This window comes from Prescottella sp. GW823-FHT02E09 (assembly GCF_058797375.1).
The window spans coordinates 309173-325475 of sequence record NZ_JBXAJP010000005.1 but is presented as its reverse complement, the minus strand read 5'-3'; the positions used below and the strand labels follow the sequence as shown (position 1 = coordinate 325475).

The following is a 16303-nucleotide window of genomic DNA, read 5'->3' as shown; positions in this document are numbered from 1 at the left end:
CGCTGCGACAGTCACTGTCGGACTCTCGGTTGCAATGGCGACACCTGCGAACGCGGTCGGGGGACCGTGTGGGCAGAACGGCGGAAGTCTCGGTAGCGCAGGAAGTTCCGGCAGCGCCGGAAGCTCAGGGAGTCTGGGCAGCCTGGCTTCGGGCAGCCTCGGCAGCGCGACGGGTTCGCTCATCAACTCGCTCCCGTGGATCACCGGCGCTCCCAACGGTGCGCTGCCGGTGCTGACGGGCAAGACGAAGGCCATCGAGATGGTCACCGGTCCGGGCAGCCCCAACAACAGCATCGAACGATTCAGCGTCTCCGGTACCGACCTCGGGATCATGTGGGACACCGGTAAGACCGGCGATGACCGCGAAGTCATGGTGCTCTTCGGTGACACCGTCGGCGACTGCGGCATCGAGGGCGACCAGTGGCGCAGCAACGTCCTGTTCCGCAGCGGCGACGAAGAGCTGGCTGACGGCCTGCGGATCGACAGCTCGCCGCTCGGAGCACCGAGCTTCTCGAAGCAGGTTATCGACGGGCTGCTCCCGAACCTGCGCGGCGGCTTCCCCGAGTTCACCGTCATCCCGACCGGTGGCGTCGCCGTCGACGGGGTCCAGTACGTGCGGTGGATGTCCGTCCGGTCGTGGGACACGCCGGGCGAGTGGACCACCAACTACTCCGGGCTCGCGACCTCGACCGACAACGGGGAGACCTGGCATACCGATCCCGCGACCGTCCGCATCAACCGCGACGGTCTCGAGTTCCCGATTCCGATCGTCGACGACATACCTGCCGCGTCCACTGCCAACAAGAATTGGCAGATGAGTGCCTTCCTGCCGGGCCGAGATGGAGACGACTACGTCTACGAATTCGGTACGCCCTCAGGACGTTCCGGACAGGCGCGACTCGCGCGCGTGCTGAAGACTCAGATCGCCGACCCGCAGGCGTACCAGTACTGGAACGGATCGGACTGGAGTCCGACCCTCACGGATGCGGTCCCCGTGATCGACGGCAAGGTCAGCGAGTTGTCGGTGCAGTGGAACGACTACCTCGGTAAGTACATTGCGATGTACACCGATCTCAACGGTCTCGTGATGCGTGTGGCCGACAGCCCCGAGGGTCCGTGGGTCGGCAAGCGGACCCTGATCAGTGGCACGCTGCTGCCGTCGCTGTACGGCGGGTTCATGCATCCCTGGTCGACAGGCAAGGATCTGTACTTCGTACTGACGACCTGGGATCGGTACAACGTGATCTACATGAAGTCCGATCTGGGCGGAATGAATCTCAGGACCGCGGTTCCGATGGACAGCCCCGACCCCGCAGTCACCGGCGAGCAGCGGCTCGAAGGCTTCCAGACCCCCGAAGGGTTCGTCGAGGCCGCCGACGTCGAGTGATTTCGCCTGCTTCGTGAAGTGCGGCCCGTCCCCGGCATTCGGGGGGGGGCGGGCCGCCCCGCGTTTTGCGCACTTGTCGGTGTTCGAGGGCGGGGTCGGGGAACGACAAGTGCGCACAGCGGGGAATTGTGGATCCGGATTGACCTGCGGGTGTTAGGTTTCGACCGGTCGGGGGTCAGGTCGGCGACTTGGGGGGAACTGTATGCGCAGGTCGTTCATCGGCATCCTCGCGCTCGTTGTGATCGCCGGCTACGGTCCGGTCGCAATGGCGCCGACGGCGGTGGCCGATCAGATGCCGGTCCCGCACAACTTCTATGACGGGATCGGGCTCGAGGCCGCCAATCCCGGCGGCTCGATTCCCGGATCGAACGACTGGAGTTGCAGGCCGAGCGCGGAGCACCCCGTGCCGGTGGTGCTTGTCCACGGCACCGGCGCCAACAGGCAGACCAACTGGGCCACTTACGTTCCGCTGCTGAAGAACGAAGGCTATTGCGTGTTCGCGCCCACCTACGGCACGAGACCCGGTGCGACATGGCCCGCCAGCGCCCTCGGTGCGCTGACGCCGCTGGACCAGAGCGCCGAGCAACTCTCCGATTTCGTGGACGAGGTCCTCGCCGCCACCGGTGCGACCGAGGTCGACATCGTCGGTCACTCGCAGGGCACCCTGATGCCGAACTACTACGTGAAGTTCCTCGGCGGCGCCGCGAAGGTGGACAAGTACGTCTCGCTGGCACCGCTGTGGGGTGGGGCCGGCGCATTCTGGGCCGGCGAGATCACGTCCTTCGTCGAGCAGAACGGGCTCAGGCCGCTGCAGGAACAGACGTTCGGCCAGCTCTGCGCCTCGTGTCTCGACATGGCGCCGGGCGCCGATTTCGTCGACAAGATCAACGAAGGCGGGAGCCCCTACGCGCCGGGCGTCACCTACACGAACATCGCAACCCGCTACGACGAACTGGTGGTGCCGTACACCAGCGGGCTGGTGCCCGGGCCCGAGACGACCAACATCGTGGTGCAGGACCAGTGCCCGCAGGACTACTCCGAGCACGCGGCCCTCGGAGCGTCGCCCATCGCGGCCGTGCACGTGCTCAACGCATTGGACCCGGAGCACCCGCGTCCGGTGCCGTGCATGATGATCTCGCCGCTCACTGGGCTGCCGATCGGGTGAGGAAGACGGCGGAAGCGCTATTACGTGATCGTCTGCATGAGGTCGGCATTGACGGCATCGGCCATGTTCTTCGAGTGCTCTTCGACCACCGCCTCGTGCGACGGGAGGGCGCGCGCCTCGGTAGCCGAATTGATGGAATCCAGGTGCTTGCAGTTCCCATCGACCGTGAGGGTCCGAAAGACATCGGGTCCGGAAAGCCCCGAGCGCCAGGTCCGCCGAACCCGATCGTTGAGACCAGTCGGGTCTGATCCAGGTTCGAGATGTCTGGGGTGATCGAGCGGGCGACCGCGTCGTAGCTCTCGCATGAGAGCAGTGCACGAGCATCGTCGTGCCCGATCGGCCTGCCTTGACGGTCATGGAGGCGTACGTCCTCGTAGATCGCGGATCTGTCTACCCCGTGGTGGTCGTGAACTTCGGCACGATCGTAAGAATTTTCGGGAGCCTGCAGCGCGCTCGCGCTCGCGGTCGCGGGGATCACGCTTCTGGCCACCACTCGAGTCGTCCCGAGTTGCTGGCGCGATTGGGGCGATGGCCAGCGGATGCAGGTCTCTGTCAGTCGGCTCTGCGTGCCGTCACACTGCTTGTGTGAGAAACGATCTGGGGTCCAGTGAACAAGCAGTCGATCGGCGGACACGCCGTGTAGACGATCTCGACTGCGCGGAGAGCCGACGCGACGAGGCCACCATCGATGCGGCTCGCAGGGGCTACCGCGACATCGAGTGCATCGTCGGCGAAATCCGGAACGCCGGCTGGCCTCGAAGCCGGTTCACCCTCACGTTCACCCTGTCGGCCGACCGGTTTGTCCGAATCCTGGGCTATGGTCCCCACGTTTGATTCAGACGAAAGAACATGTGGGGGATCGAGAGTGCGGAAGTTCATGGCTGCTGGCGTAGTGGCAGCAGCATCGGTAGGAATCGTCCTTGGCAGCACGGGGGTCGCTTCTGCGGCAACAACGTTCCCGGGAATGCAGGGCGTGTACCGGGTCGGGATCGACATCGCGCCCGGCACCTACAGCACCGACGGCTCCGTCATGGGTCCATGGCAGCCCTGCACCTGGGCTCGCGCCAAGGTCACCCCGATGGGTGTGGAGCCGATCGCGGTCGGCCAGTTGACGGGGCCTGGCCAGGTCACGATCGAGCGTGGCGATGACGCGTTCATCTCTGCGGGTTGTGCCGACTGGACCCTTGTCGGTGGCACGGGCTCACTGGACACCGGCTCGCTGACCGGTTCGTTGGATGCCGGATCTCTGACCGGGTCGCTCGCGGGCTCGATCGTGGGTGGCGCGAACAACGGCTCAGCCGGATCGCTTGCGGGTTCGCTGCTCGGCTCGCTGATGGGCCGCTGAACACAGGGTTTGGCCGGTGCCTGACCACAGGTAGGCGTGTCCCAGCCAGTCCTGGTTGGGACACGCCTTTTCTGCACTCACAGACGGGATGTTGAAAATGCGTGTCTCTAGTTCGATCGTTCGGCGCACAGGTGCGGGAATCGTGGTTTTGTCGGCAGCGTTCGCGCTGACTGCCTGCGGCGGTGACGATTCCAGCTCACCGAAGACCACCACCACGGTTGTGTCTTCAACTACGAAGGCGACCACCACCGCCAAGGCCACGACAACCACCGCCAAGGTCACAACAACCACCGCGGTTCCGCCGACAACGACGCCGTGGCTCGCTCCGGCTGCTGTCGAACCGCCGCCTGCCGTGCCGGCTCCGATCGTGAACGAACCGGCATCCGCGCCTGCACCGCTCGTCGCCCCGGCCCCTGCTCCCGCTCCCGCTCCGGCTCCGGCAGCGGTTGCTCCGGCACCGGCACCGGCACCGGCACCGGCACCTGCTCCCGCAGCGAGCGCGTACTACCCGAACTGCAAAGCCGCGAAAGCAGCAGGCGCCGCACCCCTCTACAGCGGCGATCCCGGCTACAGCAGCAAGCTGGACCGCGACGGTGATGGCGTCGCCTGCGAATAGATCTGGGAGCGCACCATGGTTCAGTTCCGCAAGTCGAGGAAGTTCGGGCCAGTCCGCCTGACCGCGTCCCAACGCGGCCTGGGAGTGAGCGTCGGAGCCGGCCCCCTCCGCGTCAGCAGGGGCGCTGACGGCAAAGTCCGGCGAACCATCCGTGTCCCGGGAACCGGCGTCTACGACACGAAGGTCATCAGGGGGACCACGAGACAGGCTGCGGCGGCTCCGAAGGCGGCGAAGCCAACTCCACCGAAGAAGGAGTACTCGAATACCACGAACGGTCTCTGCGCGATCGCTCTAGCCGCCATGATCGGAATCCCCTCGATCAGCTCCGGATTCGTCATTGGAATCGTGATCGCGGGAGTGCTCCTCCTCGGTGGTGTCGCACTGCTCTTCGACAACTCCGACTCCGGCCGGCAGAGCAAGCCACGTCTACCTACCCAGGCTGGATGGTACGAAGACCCGTACAAAACCGATCAACAGCGCTATTGGACGGGGGCGGAGTGGTCGAGTCATACGCGCGTCACGCCGACTCGGCGACGCGCATGAGCCTGCCGCCGGGATCAGGGGCCGAGGCATGAGGGGCAATCATGAAGGGCAACAGTAAGGCTGGCGGGATCGCGATCCTGATTGCGATCGGGCTGGTGTTCGCGTTCTGGAAGTGGATCGTCGGGTTCGCGGTCGTGTGCCTGGCGGTGTGGGGCGCCTACGCCGGCCTCACGGCCGCGGCTCGACGGCATCAGGAACGGACCGCGAAGGAGCGTGCCGACAACGCCGCCCTGGCCGCCCGCGCTGACGAACAACACCAGGAGTACCTAGCTGGTAAGGACGATGGACTGTACGGCAACTACCAGCCGGCGCCACTGGACTAGTCGACCGTCTCCGCTACTGGTGCAAACCTGGGCGCGGTTCGCGGCACTCGCGGGCGACTGCAGCGTCGTTGAAGTGCCAGTTGTTCAGAATGGCTTGTCTCACGGGTGATCGGTGACGGGATCGGGGTCCGGCGGCAAGCCTGAGCCGAAATCGATACGCACACCTGTGGTGCCGATCTTGCCCGGTCGTCAATTGGTCACCCGGACCACCGGGTTCTCGGTAACCCACATCGGGAGCTGACTACCGTCGGGGGCTGGCGACGGCACTCGACCAGGGACGACTGTTTCGGCCATGGTCGGGTCCATGACCTGGTGGTAGACATCATCGATCAGACGATCGACGTTCGTATCCAGCCGCTGACCTGGCTGAATCCGGTGGGAAACCGATGGGGGAGCGGACGGCGAGTCTTCCGACTCGGGCCCGCGGCCTTGTCTACCTGCTGTAATGGTGCCCCCGGCAGGAATCGAACCTGCGACCTAGAGATTAGAAGGCTCTTGCTCTATCCAACTGAGCTACGGAGGCGCGCGGGAAAGCATACCCGCTGAATGGGGATGATCTGTGCATCCGGGTCAGCTCCAGAGCGTCACGTGCACCTTCGGCTTGAAGTGCGTCACTTCGACGCCGGTGCCGCGGATCATCGCCTGGATGCACCGCGGTGTGCTGACGAAGTGCAGCAGTTCGGATGCCGCGGGTTGCAGGTGCTGGTGGTGCAGCGTGGTGGCGCACCATTCGCCCGTGGCGCGCAGGTCGGGGCCGTCGATCCGGGCGAGCGATCCCTCCGACAGTTCGTCGCCCACCGCGAACCCGAGGGCCAGGGTGAGCGCGGACGAGCGTCGGACAGCCTCGGCGGCGGCGGCGTCGCTCTGGAAGATCCGCTGCCGGTCCCGGGGAATGTCGAGGGCGCGCAGCAGGTGCCGCATCGCGCCGTCGCCGCCGGCTGCGGACGGGCCGAGGAACCACTGTTGCTCGCGCAGCCGGGGCCGCGACGGGTGTGTATGGGCGAGTGGATGATCGGGTGCACAGACGGTGAGGACCTCGTAGTGCAGGAAGGGGTGCACGCACAGCGGTTCGCCGTCGACTATGCGGGGGCCGAGCGCGACGTCGACCGCCCGGGACGCGATCAGGCTCGCGAACTGGCGGACCGGGTGGACACTGAGTTCCACCGCGAGATCCTTCGCCCGCCCGGCGAACATGTCGATCAGCCCGGGGGCGGCGTGCTCGGCGAAAAGGGGTGATGCGGCGAGCCGTAGGAGCCGTCGTCCGTGTCCGGCCTGGCTCACCTCGAGGGCCGTCTGCTGCTGCAACCCCAGGATCTCCACGGCCCGGCTCGCGAGGCGCAGCCCGCCGGGCGTGAACGCGAGGCCGGACGGCCGGCGGCAGTACAGCGGATCGTCGAGCTCCTTGCGGAGCTGGGCGATATGCATGGAGACGCCCGAATCCGTCATGCCTAATTCGCGGGCGGCCGCTCGAACCGATCCGAGTCGCACCACCGCGGAATAGGCTCGCAGTTGAGCGGGTGTCACGGAATCGAGGGTACGTCCCGGCAAAGATCGACATCCGCGATTCGGCCCGTCGGACCTGCGTCGACGGCCGGGGCTGGAGGCCGACTCGATGCGTGACGTGTTGCCCGATCTGCTCGAAACCTGGCGGGCCGGGGACACCGCCGGACTGGCCACCGTCGTCGCCACGTTCCGGTCCGCGCCGCGTGCCCCCGGGGCCGCGATGGTGGTGGCGCCGGACGGCGTCGTCGCCGGATCTGTGTCCGGTGGGTGCGTCGAGGGCGCGGTGTACGAACTGGCGTCGGAGGTGGTCGCCACCGGCGAGCCGGTGCTCGAGCGCTACGGAGTGAGCGACGACGACGCGTTCGCGGTCGGGCTCACGTGCGGCGGCATCCTCGACGTGTTCGTCGAGCCCGTCTCGCCGCGCACGTTCCCGGACCTCTCCGATGTCGCGGCCGACGTCGAAGCCCGCCGGCCGGTGGCCGTCGCCACCGTGATCGACCACGAGGACCGCACACGGGTCGGCCGGCATCTCGTCGTCCGTCCGGAGACGTCGACGGGTTCGCTCGGGTCGCCGCGTGCCGACGAGGCCGTCACCGACGACGGCCGCGGACTGCTCGCCGCGGGCCGGACGGCGGTGCTCGAGTACGGGCCGGAGGGCCAGCGCCGCGGCGACGGGATGCGCGTGTTCGTCGCGAGCTACGCACCGCCGGCGCGGATGCTGGTGTTCGGTGCGATCGACTTCGCGGCCGCCGTGGCGCGGCAGGGCGCGTTCCTCGGGTACCGCGTCACGGTGTGCGACGCGCGGGAGGTGTTCGCAACCGCGAGTCGTTTCCCGACGGCCGAGGAGGTGGTGGTCGACTGGCCGCACCGCTACCTGGCCGCCGAGGCCGCGGCGGGTCGGATCGACGGCCGCACAGTGATCTGCGTACTCACCCACGACCCCAAGTTCGACGTCCCGCTGCTCGAAGTGGCGCTGCGGCTGCCGGAGGTGGGGTACGTGGGGGCGATGGGTTCCGAACGCACGCATCTCGACCGGCTAGCGCGGCTGCGCGAGGCGGGGCTCACCGACGACGAACTGGCCCGCCTGTCGAGTCCGATCGGTCTGGACCTGGGGGCCCGGACGCCGGAGGAGACGGCGGTGTCGATCGCAGCGGAGATCATCGCGCGGCGGTGGGGCGGCGGTGGGCTTCCCCTGCGTGACCTGCACGGACGAATTCACCACGAGCAATCCGGATGATCACGACAGGTCCGGCGCGCACGCGATCAAGTGATCCCTGAATCGTGCTTGACGGCGCCCTCGGCCGGGCACAGGCTGGAGGGTATCCGGCGGCGTGAGGGGTGCCACATGCAGGTTCCGGGACTGTTCGAATACGAACGCGCGACCGACGTCGAGCACGCGATCGCGCTGCTCGACCGACTCGGTGACGAGGCACGGGTCGTCGCGGGCGGGCACAGCCTGCTGCCGATGATGAAACTCCGCCTCGCCAACCCCGAGTATCTGATCGACATCAACGATCTGGTCGCCGAACTCGGCGACATCACCGTCGAACCCGGCGCCGTGCGGATCGGCGCCATGGTGCGGCACCGCCAGATCCTGGAGTCCGACGACCTCGCGGAGTTGTTCCCGATCTTCCGGGACGCCGAACGGGTGATCGCCGACCCGGTCGTCCGCAACCGCGGCACCATCGGCGGGTCGCTGTGCCAGGCCGACCCCGCCGAGGACCTGACGACGGTGTGCTCGGTGATCGGGGCCGTGTGCGTCGTCCGCGGACCGACGGGGGTGCGTGAGGTGCCGATGGACGACTTCCTCGTCGGGCCCTACGAGACCGCGGTGCGCGGCAACGAGATCCTCGTCGAGGTGCGCATCCCGCGCGAGCACGCCGGCGGCAGTGCGTACGCGAAAGTGGAACGGCGGGTGGGTGACTGGGCGATCGCCGCCGCAGGTGCCTCGATGTGGCTGGACGGCGAGCGGATCGGCGGTGCCCGGGTGGGGCTCACCGCGGTGCAACCCGACGCCGCCCGCGTCGCCGCCATCGGGGAGTACCTCGGCGGACTGGCGCTGTCCGAGGACGTGTTCATCGAGGCCGGGGTCCTCGCCGGGCAGGCCTGCGATCCGGTGACCGACCCGCGCGGAACCGCCGCCTACAAGCGCCATCTCGCCGGGGAACTGACCGTCCGCGCGCTGCGGACGGCCGCACAGCGTGCCTCGGGAACACTCGACGGAACGGACTCGTGACATGCAGGTGACGATGACGGTCAACGGCACCGAGGTGTCCGAGGATGTGGAGCCAAGGATGCTGCTGGTCCACTTCCTGCGGGACCGGCTGGGGCTCACCGGAACACACTGGGGCTGCGACACCAGCAACTGCGGAACGTGCGTGGTGTCGGTCGACGGTGAGCCGGTGAAGTCGTGCACGATGCTCGCGGTGATGGCCGGTGGACGAGACGTCCGCACCGTGGAGGGCCTCGCGACCGACGGGGTGCTCGATCCCGTGCAGGAGGGATTCATGCAGTGCCACGGACTGCAGTGCGGCTTCTGTACCCCCGGTATGATGATCACCGCCCGCGCCCTGCTCGATCGCGATCCGGACCCCGACGAGCAGACCATCCGCGAGGCCATCTCCGGCCAGATCTGCCGCTGCACCGGCTACACGACCATCGTCCGGTCGGTCCGCTGGGCCGCCGAGCACGGCGGTGCGACGACCGACACCGTGACGACGGGAGGCGCGTCGTGACCACGCTGGACGAACCGGCCGAGGTGGACCCGGACCGGGTCGCGAACGACGAGAAGCCGTGCGGGCACGGCCGGATGCTGCGCAAGGAGGACCCTCGGTTCATCCGGGGCCGGGGCCGCTACGTCGACGACGTCCAACTGCCCGGCATGCTGCACCTGGCGATCTTGCGGTCGCCGGTCGCGCACGCCCGCGTCGTGCGCATCGATACGACCGCGGCGCAGGCGCACCCGAAGGTGGCGGCGGTGGTGACCGGGGCGGACCTCGCCGAGAAGAGCCTGGCGTGGATGCCGACGCTGTCGAACGACGTGCAGGCTGTCCTCGCCACCGACAAGGTGCGGTTCCAGGGGCAGGAGGTGGCGTTCGTCGTCGCCGAGGACCGCTACGCCGCGCGCGATGCACTGGAGCTGATCGACGTCGAGTACGAGATTCTCGATCCGGTCATCGACGCGCGCCGCGCGCTCGAACCGGACGCCCCGGTGATCCGCACCGACCTCGACGGCAAGACCGACAACCACTGTTTCGATTGGGAAACAGGGGACGCGGAGGCCACCGAGGCGGCGTTCGACAGGGCGGACGTCGTGGTGCGGCAGGAGATCGTCTACCCCCGGGTTCATCCGGCGCCGATGGAGACGTGCGGTGCCGTCGCCGACTACGACGCGGTGGACGGCAAGCTCACGCTGTGGTCCACGAGCCAGGCGCCGCACGCGCACCGCACGCTGTACGCATTGGTGGCCGGGCTGCCCGAACACAAGATCCGTGTCATCTCTCCCGACATCGGCGGCGGGTTCGGCAACAAGGTCCCGATCTATCCGGGCTACGTGTGCGCGATCGTCGGTTCGCTGCTCACCGGCAAGCCCGTCAAGTGGATGGAGGACCGCAGCGAGAACCTCACCAGCACCGGTTTCGCCCGCGACTACATCATGGTCGGGGAGATCGCCGCGACCGCCGAGGGCAAGATCCTCGCGATCCGCACCGACGTCCTCGCCGACCACGGCGCGTTCAACGGGACCGCGGCGCCGGTGAAGTACCCGGCCGGCTTCTTCGGGGTGTTCACCGGCAGCTACGACCTCGAGGCCGCGTATTGCACGATGACCGCCGTCTACACCAACAAGGCACCCGGCGGGGTGGCTTACGCGTGCTCGTTCCGGATCACCGAGGCGGTGTACCTGGTGGAGCGCCTGGTCGACTGCCTCGCGTTCGATCTCGACATGGATCCGGCCGAGTTGCGGATGCGGAATCTGCTTCGGCCCGAACAGTTCCCGTACACCAGCAAGACGGGCTGGAAGTACGACTCCGGCGACTACGCCACCACGATGCGCAAGGCCATGGACATGATCGGCTACGACGCGCTGCGCCGCGAGCAGGCCGAGAAGCGCGAGCGCGGTGAGCTGATGGGCATCGGGATGTCGTTCTTCACCGAGGCCGTCGGCGCGGGCCCGCGCAAGGACATGGACATCCTCGGCCTCGGCATGGCCGACGGCTGCGAGCTGACCGTGCACCCCACCGGCAAGGCGGTCGTCCGGATCTCGGTGCAGACCCAGGGGCAGGGGCACGAGACGACGTTCGCGCAGATCGTCGCCGAGGAACTCGGCATCCCGCCCGAGGACGTCGACGTGGTGCACGGCGACACCGACAACACCCCGTTCGGGCTCGGCACGTACGGCAGCCGATCCACCCCGGTGTCCGGTGCCGCGGCCGCGCTGGTGTCGCGCAAGGTCCGCGACAAGGCACGGATCATCGCGTCGGGAATTCTCGAGGTCTCCGTATCGGACTTGGAATGGGAGAAGGGGCACTTCCACGTGAAGGGTGATCCGTCGGCGGCGGTCACCATCCAGGACATCGCGATGCGCTCGTACGGCGCGGGGGACCTGCCCGACGGCATCGAGGGCGGCCTCGAGGCCCAGATCTGTTACAACCCCGAGAATCTCACTTACCCGTACGGCGCCTACTTCTGTGTCGTCGACATCGATCCGGGCACCGGCGTGGTGAAGGTGCGTCGCTTCCTCGCGGTCGACGACTGCGGCACCCGCATCAATCCGATGATCATCGAGGGGCAGGTGCACGGCGGCATCACCGACGGAATCGGTATGGCGCTCATGGAGATCATCGCGTTCGACGAGGATGGCAACTGCCTGGGCGGCTCGCTCATGGACTACCTCATCCCCACTGCGTTGGAGGTGCCGCACCTCGAGACCGGTTTCACCGTCACCCCGTCGCCGCACCACCCGATCGGGGCCAAGGGGATCGGTGAGAGCGCGACCGTCGGGTCGCCTCCGGCCGTGGTGAACGCCGTCGTCGACGCGCTCAAGCCGTTCGGGGTGCGGCACGCCGACATGCCGCTGACACCGTCGCGGGTATGGGAGGCGATGCAGGGTCGACCGACCCCGCCGATCTGACGAGGAGAGTGCGATGGACCTGAGTGCGCGCGCCGCACAACTGACGGGCGAGCGGCGCCCGTTCGTGCGCGCGACGGTGGTCCGTGCCCAGCAGCCGACGTCGGCGTCGCCGGGTGACCGTGCGATCCTGTTGGGGGACGGCACGATCGAGGGGTTCGTCGGCGGACACTGCGCCCAGAACTCGGTGCGCGGCGCGGCGGCCGACGTCCTCGAGTCGGGGGAGAGCCTGCTGCTGCGGATCCTGCCGGACGGCGGGGTGGACTACCCGGAGGCGCCGGGCGCGAGTGTCGTCGTCAATCCGTGCCTGTCCGGTGGTGCGATGGAGATCTTCCTCGAGCCGTGCCTGCCCGCCCCGATCGTGCGGGTGGTCGGCACGACACCGGTCGCCGACGCCGTCGCGGACCTGGCGGGCCGTCTCGACCTGGACGTCCGTCGCGGCGTCGAACCGGTCGAGGACGAGACCGCGGTGATCGTGGCAAGCCTGGGTGGGGACGAGCCGACGGCGATCCGGGCGGCGCTCGACACCGGTGCCGGGTACGTAGGGCTCGTGGCCGGCCGGGTGCGCGGTGCCGCCGTCGTCGCCGAACTGGACCTCGATCCCGCGCAGCGCGCCGTCGTGCACACGCCCGCGGGGCTGCCGATCGGCGCCCGCACTCCCGGCGAGATCGCGGTGTCGATCCTCGCCGAACTGGTGCGGGCGATCCGCGTCGAGCAGCTTCCCGTCGGAAGTCGTTACGAGGCAGGGGAGGCGAGCGTGGGGGAGGTCGGCGCCGCGTTGACCGTGATCGACCCGGTGTGCGGCATGACCGTCACCGTCGACGACGACACCCCGCACCTGCAGATCGACGGCGAGGACTACTGGTTCTGCGCGCCCGGGTGTCGGCGTACCTACGAGAAGGAGCGTGCGCGATGTTCGTGACCGGACTCGTCCTGGCGGCCGGCGCGTCGCGGCGGCTGGGCCGGCCGAAGCAACTGCTGCCGTACCGCGGCGCGACATTGCTCGACGCCACTCTCGCCGTCGCGCGCGCGTGCCGGTTCCGGCAGTTGCTGGTGACCGTGCCCGGCACGGCGGACGCGATCGAGGACCTGGTCGACCTGCGCGGCTGCACGGTCGTGCATTGTCCTGACGCGGGGAGCGGATGCTCGGCATCGGTGAAGGCGGCGCTACCGGAGGTCGATCCCCTGGCGTCCGGGATCGTGCTGATGCTCGGGGACCAGCCCGGTGTCACACCGGCCACCGTGCGGGCGCTGGTGGAGCGGGGGCGGCTCGAGAACATCGGCCTGTGCCGGTACGCCGACGGCCCGGGGCATCCACTGTGGTTGGGGCGCAGTGTGTTCGGTGACCTCGCCGAGCTGTACGGGGACAAGGCGGTGTGGAAGCTCTTCGACCGCGCCGTTGCCGACACGTTCGAGATCCCGGCCGAGGGCCGGATCCCGCTCGACGTCGACACGTGGGACGGCTACCGGGCACTGCTCGACCAGGACCGGGACGCGTCGTGATCGCTTCCGCCGCCCCCGCGTTCGCCGACATCGAGGACCTGACGCGACGGTTCGACGCGCAGGACTACCTGCTCGACGAGGGCACGGCGACGGCGCTGTACCTCGCGTTGCGGCTCGGCCGACCGCTGTTGCTCGAGGGCGAGCCGGGGGTCGGCAAGACGACGGCGGCCAAGGCGCTCGCCGCCGCACTGGGGACGCCGCTGGTGCGGCTCCAGTGCTACGAGGGTCTCGGCGCGGACGAGGCGCTGTACGACTGGAACTACCAGCGGCAGTTGCTCGCAGTGCGGCTGTCGGAGGCGCACGGGGAGCGGCTGCGGGAGGCGGACCTGTTCACCGAGCAGTTCCTGCAGGAGCGTCCGATCCTGCGGTGTGTGCGACACCGCGGTCCGCTCCCACCGGTGCTACTGATCGACGAGATCGACCGTGCCGACGACGAATTCGAGGCGCTGCTGCTCGAGTTCCTCGGCGAGTCGTCTGTGACGGTTCCCGAACTCGGCACGTTCGTCGCGGAGCGGCCGCCCACCGTGGTCCTGACGTCCAACCGCAGCCGGGACCTGCACGACGCGCTGCGCCGCCGCTGCCTCTACCACTGGATCGACTACCCGGCGCCCGCGCGGGCGGCCGCGATCCTGCGCCGCACCGTGCCCGGCGCCGACACCGCCCTGATCACCGGTGTCACCGACTTCGTGGCGTCGGCCCGATCCCTCGACCTCGACAAGGCGCCGGGCATCGCGGAGGCCATCGACTGGGTGTCCGCGCTCGCGGCACTCGGGGCCGCGGATCTGGCGCCGGCCGCCGCCCTTGCGAGTCTCGGCGCGATCGCGAAGACCCCCGACGACCGCGTCGTGCTGGCCGAGGCGGCCGGCGAGTACGCGGCCGGCCGGACAACCCCCTGAGACGACCGAGAGGACCGGCATGAAGATCGCAGACGAGTTCACCGTCGATGCACCGATCGACCGCGCGTGGGAGGTCCTCACCGATCTCGAGGGCATCGCACCGCTGCTGCCCGGCGCCACGATGACCGGACGGGAGGGCGACGACTACCTCGGCACCGTGAAGATCAAGGTCGGCCCGGTGACGAGCGAGTTCGCCGGGCGGGCATCGTTCACCGAGAAGGACGAGGATTCCCACACCGCGGTGATCGATGCGCGCGGCCGGGAGAAGCGCGGCAGCGGCAACGCATCGGCCACGATCACCGCCCGCCTCCACGAGGACGGTGGCGCGACCCGCGTCACGGTGGACACCGACATGAAGATCGTCGGCAAACTTGCCCAGTTCGGCAGCGGCATGATCGCGCAGGTCTCCGAGAAGCTCATGGGCCAGTTCGCGGCGTCGCTCGAGGACAAGCTCGCCGCGGACGGTGCGGAGCCGGCCGCCCCGGACGACGTCGTACCGCTGCCGGTCGGCTCGGCAGCGCCACCGGAGGTACAGCCCATCGACCTGATCGAGCTGGCCGGCGGGTCGACGGCGCGGCGCGCGCTGCCGTGGATCGTCGCGGTCGTCGCCGCCGTCGTCGTCTTCACGATCCTGCGCTCGCGGCGGACGTGACCGGATCGGCGGCGCTGCTGCGCGGCGTCGACCTCGCGGCGTTCGCCGTCGCGCTCGTCACCCGCGCCCGCCGCGCCGGGATCGACGTCTCGGCGAGCGGCGCCGCCCGGTTCACCGAGGCCCTGCGGGCACTGCCACCCACCGGTCGGCGACGGCTGTACTGGACCGCGCGGGTCAGCCTCGTGGGTCGGCACACCGACATCGAGCGGTTCGACGCGGTCTTCGCTGCCGTGTTCGACGACGCGGTACTCGCGCTCGACCCCGCAGCCCGTACGTCGGCGACGCACACGAACCGGACGCGGGCCGGCGCCGGGTCCGACGACGGGGGAGCCGCCACCGGGCACCGTCGACGGGCCGCACCGCCGTGGGCGACCCTCGACACCACCGTGACCCCGGCGCCGGACCGGAGCGTGGACGGCGCGGCGACCGCGGTGACGCTGCGGCTGCCGAGCCCCCTCGAGGCGATCTCCGACGAACCGTTCGGACTGCTGCGCGACGACGACCTGCGACGGCTGGGCCGCTGGCTCGAACAGACCGAGCCGCACTGGCCCCGCCGGCCGAGCCGTCGCCGCGAACCGCACCGACACGGTCGGGTGGACCTGCGGGCCACGATGCGCCGGGCCCGCGACACCGGATTCGAACCGGTCCGCCTGGTGCGGTCCCGCCGGCGCGAGAGACCCCGGCGGATCGTCCTGCTGTGTGACGTGAGCCGATCGATGCACGGATACGCCGACGTGTACGTGCACCTCATGCGGGCGGCGGTGGTGCGGGGCAATGCCGAGGTGTTCGCGTTCTCGACCCATCTGACCCGGCTGACGCCCGTCCTCGCGCACCACAGCGCGGACGTGGCAGTCGCGCGAGCCAGCGAGCGCGTCGTCGACAGGTTCGGTGGCACACACATCGCCGGCAGCCTGGCGGCACTGTTGTCCTCACCACACGGAAACGCCCTGCGCGGCGCCGTCGTGATCGTCGCGTCGGACGGCTGGGACAGCGACGAGCCCGCCGCGCTGGCCCGCGCCGTCGCCCGCATCCGGCGGCGGGCACACCGGGTGGTGTGGCTCAATCCGCGTGCTGGGACACCGGGATTCGAGCCGTCGGCCGGGTCGATGGCGGCGGCGTTGCCGCACTGCGACCACTTCCTCTCGGCACACACCATCGCCGCGCTCGGGGAAATGCTGACGACCGTCGCCCGGAGCGCTTTAGTCGCGCGTGCCCGCGACTCGGGTGAGGCGTAAGTCCGAC

17 protein-coding genes and 1 tRNA gene are annotated in these 16303 nt (G+C 69.0%); 16 read left to right on the top strand and 2 right to left on the bottom strand.

From position 1 onward, the window contains the following. Window positions 1–34 precede the first annotated feature (34 nt). The 7 genes from AC1RIF_RS15085 to AC1RIF_RS15055 all read left to right on the top strand — a co-directional run bounded on the left by AC1RIF_RS15085 (window position 35) and on the right by AC1RIF_RS15055 (window position 5379). The gene (locus tag AC1RIF_RS15085; RefSeq protein WP_492602164.1) at window positions 35–1387 is read left to right on the top strand and encodes a glycoside hydrolase family 183 protein; all 1353 of its coding nucleotides are present in this window, start codon (window positions 35–37) and stop codon (window positions 1385–1387) included. Between the two features lie 202 nt (window positions 1388–1589). Next, window positions 1590–2552 carry an esterase/lipase family protein gene (locus tag AC1RIF_RS15080; RefSeq protein WP_492602163.1) on the top strand — a complete coding sequence of 321 codons (963 nt, stop codon included), beginning with the start codon at window positions 1590–1592 and terminating at the stop codon, window positions 2550–2552. A gap of 585 nt (window positions 2553–3137) precedes the next feature. Next, window positions 3138–3386, top strand: a complete 249-nt coding sequence (locus tag AC1RIF_RS15075) for a hypothetical protein (RefSeq protein WP_492602162.1) — start codon at window positions 3138–3140, stop codon at window positions 3384–3386. A 130-nt stretch (window positions 3387–3516) separates the two neighbouring features. Then, the gene (locus AC1RIF_RS15070; RefSeq protein WP_492602161.1) at window positions 3517–3897 is read left to right on the top strand and encodes an Rv1352/Rv1906c domain-containing protein; all 381 of its coding nucleotides are present in this window, start codon (window positions 3517–3519) and stop codon (window positions 3895–3897) included. Window positions 3898–4117: 220 nt separating this feature from the next. Beyond that, window positions 4118–4513 (top strand): excalibur calcium-binding domain-containing protein, encoded by a 396-nt coding sequence (locus tag AC1RIF_RS15065; protein ID WP_492602160.1) that lies wholly within the window; start codon window positions 4118–4120, stop codon window positions 4511–4513. Between the two features lie 15 nt (window positions 4514–4528). After that, entirely contained in the window at window positions 4529–5056 is a 528-nt protein-coding gene (locus AC1RIF_RS15060; protein ID WP_492602159.1) for a DUF4236 domain-containing protein, read from the top strand. A 41-nt stretch (window positions 5057–5097) separates the two neighbouring features. Beyond that, entirely contained in the window at window positions 5098–5379 is a 282-nt protein-coding gene (locus tag AC1RIF_RS15055; RefSeq protein WP_492602158.1) for a hypothetical protein, read from the top strand. A gap of 446 nt (window positions 5380–5825) precedes the next feature. Here the strand turns inward: AC1RIF_RS15055 and AC1RIF_RS15050 are convergent. Beyond that, a tRNA-Arg gene (locus AC1RIF_RS15050) sits at window positions 5826–5902 on the bottom strand. A gap of 47 nt (window positions 5903–5949) precedes the next feature. Continuing rightward, a complete protein-coding gene (locus tag AC1RIF_RS15045) occupies window positions 5950–6903 on the bottom strand; it encodes a LysR family transcriptional regulator (RefSeq protein WP_492602157.1) in 954 nt (317 codons plus the stop codon). Between the two features lie 88 nt (window positions 6904–6991). Between AC1RIF_RS15045 and AC1RIF_RS15040 the strand changes: the two genes are divergently transcribed. The 9 genes from AC1RIF_RS15040 (at window position 6992) to AC1RIF_RS15000 (ending at window position 16296) form a co-directional block, all read left to right on the top strand. Next, window positions 6992–8119 (top strand): XdhC family protein, encoded by a 1128-nt coding sequence (locus AC1RIF_RS15040; RefSeq protein ID WP_492602156.1) that lies wholly within the window; start codon window positions 6992–6994, stop codon window positions 8117–8119. A gap of 108 nt (window positions 8120–8227) precedes the next feature. Next, complete coding sequence (locus AC1RIF_RS15035) at window positions 8228–9118, top strand: FAD binding domain-containing protein (RefSeq protein ID WP_492602155.1); 891 nt, start codon at window positions 8228–8230, stop codon at window positions 9116–9118. A gap of 1 nt (window position 9119) precedes the next feature. Continuing rightward, window positions 9120–9617 (top strand): (2Fe-2S)-binding protein, encoded by a 498-nt coding sequence (locus AC1RIF_RS15030; protein WP_492602154.1) that lies wholly within the window; start codon window positions 9120–9122, stop codon window positions 9615–9617. Further along, entirely contained in the window at window positions 9614–12013 is a 2400-nt protein-coding gene (locus AC1RIF_RS15025; RefSeq protein WP_492602153.1) for an aerobic carbon-monoxide dehydrogenase large subunit, read from the top strand. Before AC1RIF_RS15030 ends, AC1RIF_RS15025 begins: the two co-directional genes overlap by 4 nt. A gap of 13 nt (window positions 12014–12026) precedes the next feature. Beyond that, on the top strand, window positions 12027–12932 hold the full coding sequence (locus tag AC1RIF_RS15020; RefSeq protein ID WP_492602152.1) for an XdhC family protein: 906 nt from the start codon (window positions 12027–12029) through the stop codon (window positions 12930–12932). Then, on the top strand, window positions 12923–13513 hold the full coding sequence (locus tag AC1RIF_RS15015; protein WP_492602151.1) for a nucleotidyltransferase family protein: 591 nt from the start codon (window positions 12923–12925) through the stop codon (window positions 13511–13513). Before AC1RIF_RS15020 ends, AC1RIF_RS15015 begins: the two co-directional genes overlap by 10 nt. Further along, window positions 13510–14409 carry an AAA family ATPase gene (locus tag AC1RIF_RS15010; RefSeq protein WP_492602150.1) on the top strand — a complete coding sequence of 300 codons (900 nt, stop codon included), beginning with the start codon at window positions 13510–13512 and terminating at the stop codon, window positions 14407–14409. The genes AC1RIF_RS15015 and AC1RIF_RS15010 overlap by 4 nt, the downstream gene beginning before the upstream one ends. 19 nt (window positions 14410–14428) lie before the next feature. Further along, entirely contained in the window at window positions 14429–15061 is a 633-nt protein-coding gene (locus AC1RIF_RS15005) for an SRPBCC family protein (RefSeq protein WP_492602149.1), read from the top strand. After that, window positions 15058–16296: a VWA domain-containing protein gene (locus tag AC1RIF_RS15000; protein WP_492602148.1), complete on the top strand. Its 1239-nt coding sequence runs from the start codon at window positions 15058–15060 to the stop codon at window positions 16294–16296. Before AC1RIF_RS15005 ends, AC1RIF_RS15000 begins: the two co-directional genes overlap by 4 nt. Window positions 16297–16303: the final 7 nt, after the last annotated feature.

What these genes read in the sequence shown, in the direction of transcription:
- AC1RIF_RS15085 (WP_492602164.1), top strand. Translation starts at nt 35, where the DNA reads ATGGCGACACCTGCGAACGCGGTCGGGGGACCGTGTGGGCAGAACGGC.
- AC1RIF_RS15080 (WP_492602163.1), top strand. Translation starts at nt 1,590, where the DNA reads ATGCGCAGGTCGTTCATCGGCATCCTCGCGCTCGTTGTGATCGCCGGC.
- AC1RIF_RS15070 (WP_492602161.1), top strand. Translation starts at nt 3,517, where the DNA reads ATGCAGGGCGTGTACCGGGTCGGGATCGACATCGCGCCCGGCACCTAC.
- AC1RIF_RS15060 (WP_492602159.1), top strand. Translation starts at nt 4,529, where the DNA reads ATGGTTCAGTTCCGCAAGTCGAGGAAGTTCGGGCCAGTCCGCCTGACC.
- AC1RIF_RS15055 (WP_492602158.1), top strand. Translation starts at nt 5,098, where the DNA reads ATGAAGGGCAACAGTAAGGCTGGCGGGATCGCGATCCTGATTGCGATC.
- AC1RIF_RS15040 (WP_492602156.1), top strand. Translation starts at nt 6,992, where the DNA reads ATGCGTGACGTGTTGCCCGATCTGCTCGAAACCTGGCGGGCCGGGGAC.
- AC1RIF_RS15035 (WP_492602155.1), top strand. Translation starts at nt 8,228, where the DNA reads ATGCAGGTTCCGGGACTGTTCGAATACGAACGCGCGACCGACGTCGAG.
- AC1RIF_RS15030 (WP_492602154.1), top strand. Translation starts at nt 9,120, where the DNA reads ATGCAGGTGACGATGACGGTCAACGGCACCGAGGTGTCCGAGGATGTG.
- AC1RIF_RS15020 (WP_492602152.1), top strand. Translation starts at nt 12,027, where the DNA reads ATGGACCTGAGTGCGCGCGCCGCACAACTGACGGGCGAGCGGCGCCCG.
- AC1RIF_RS15015 (WP_492602151.1), top strand. Translation starts at nt 12,923, where the DNA reads ATGTTCGTGACCGGACTCGTCCTGGCGGCCGGCGCGTCGCGGCGGCTG.
- AC1RIF_RS15005 (WP_492602149.1), top strand. Translation starts at nt 14,429, where the DNA reads ATGAAGATCGCAGACGAGTTCACCGTCGATGCACCGATCGACCGCGCG.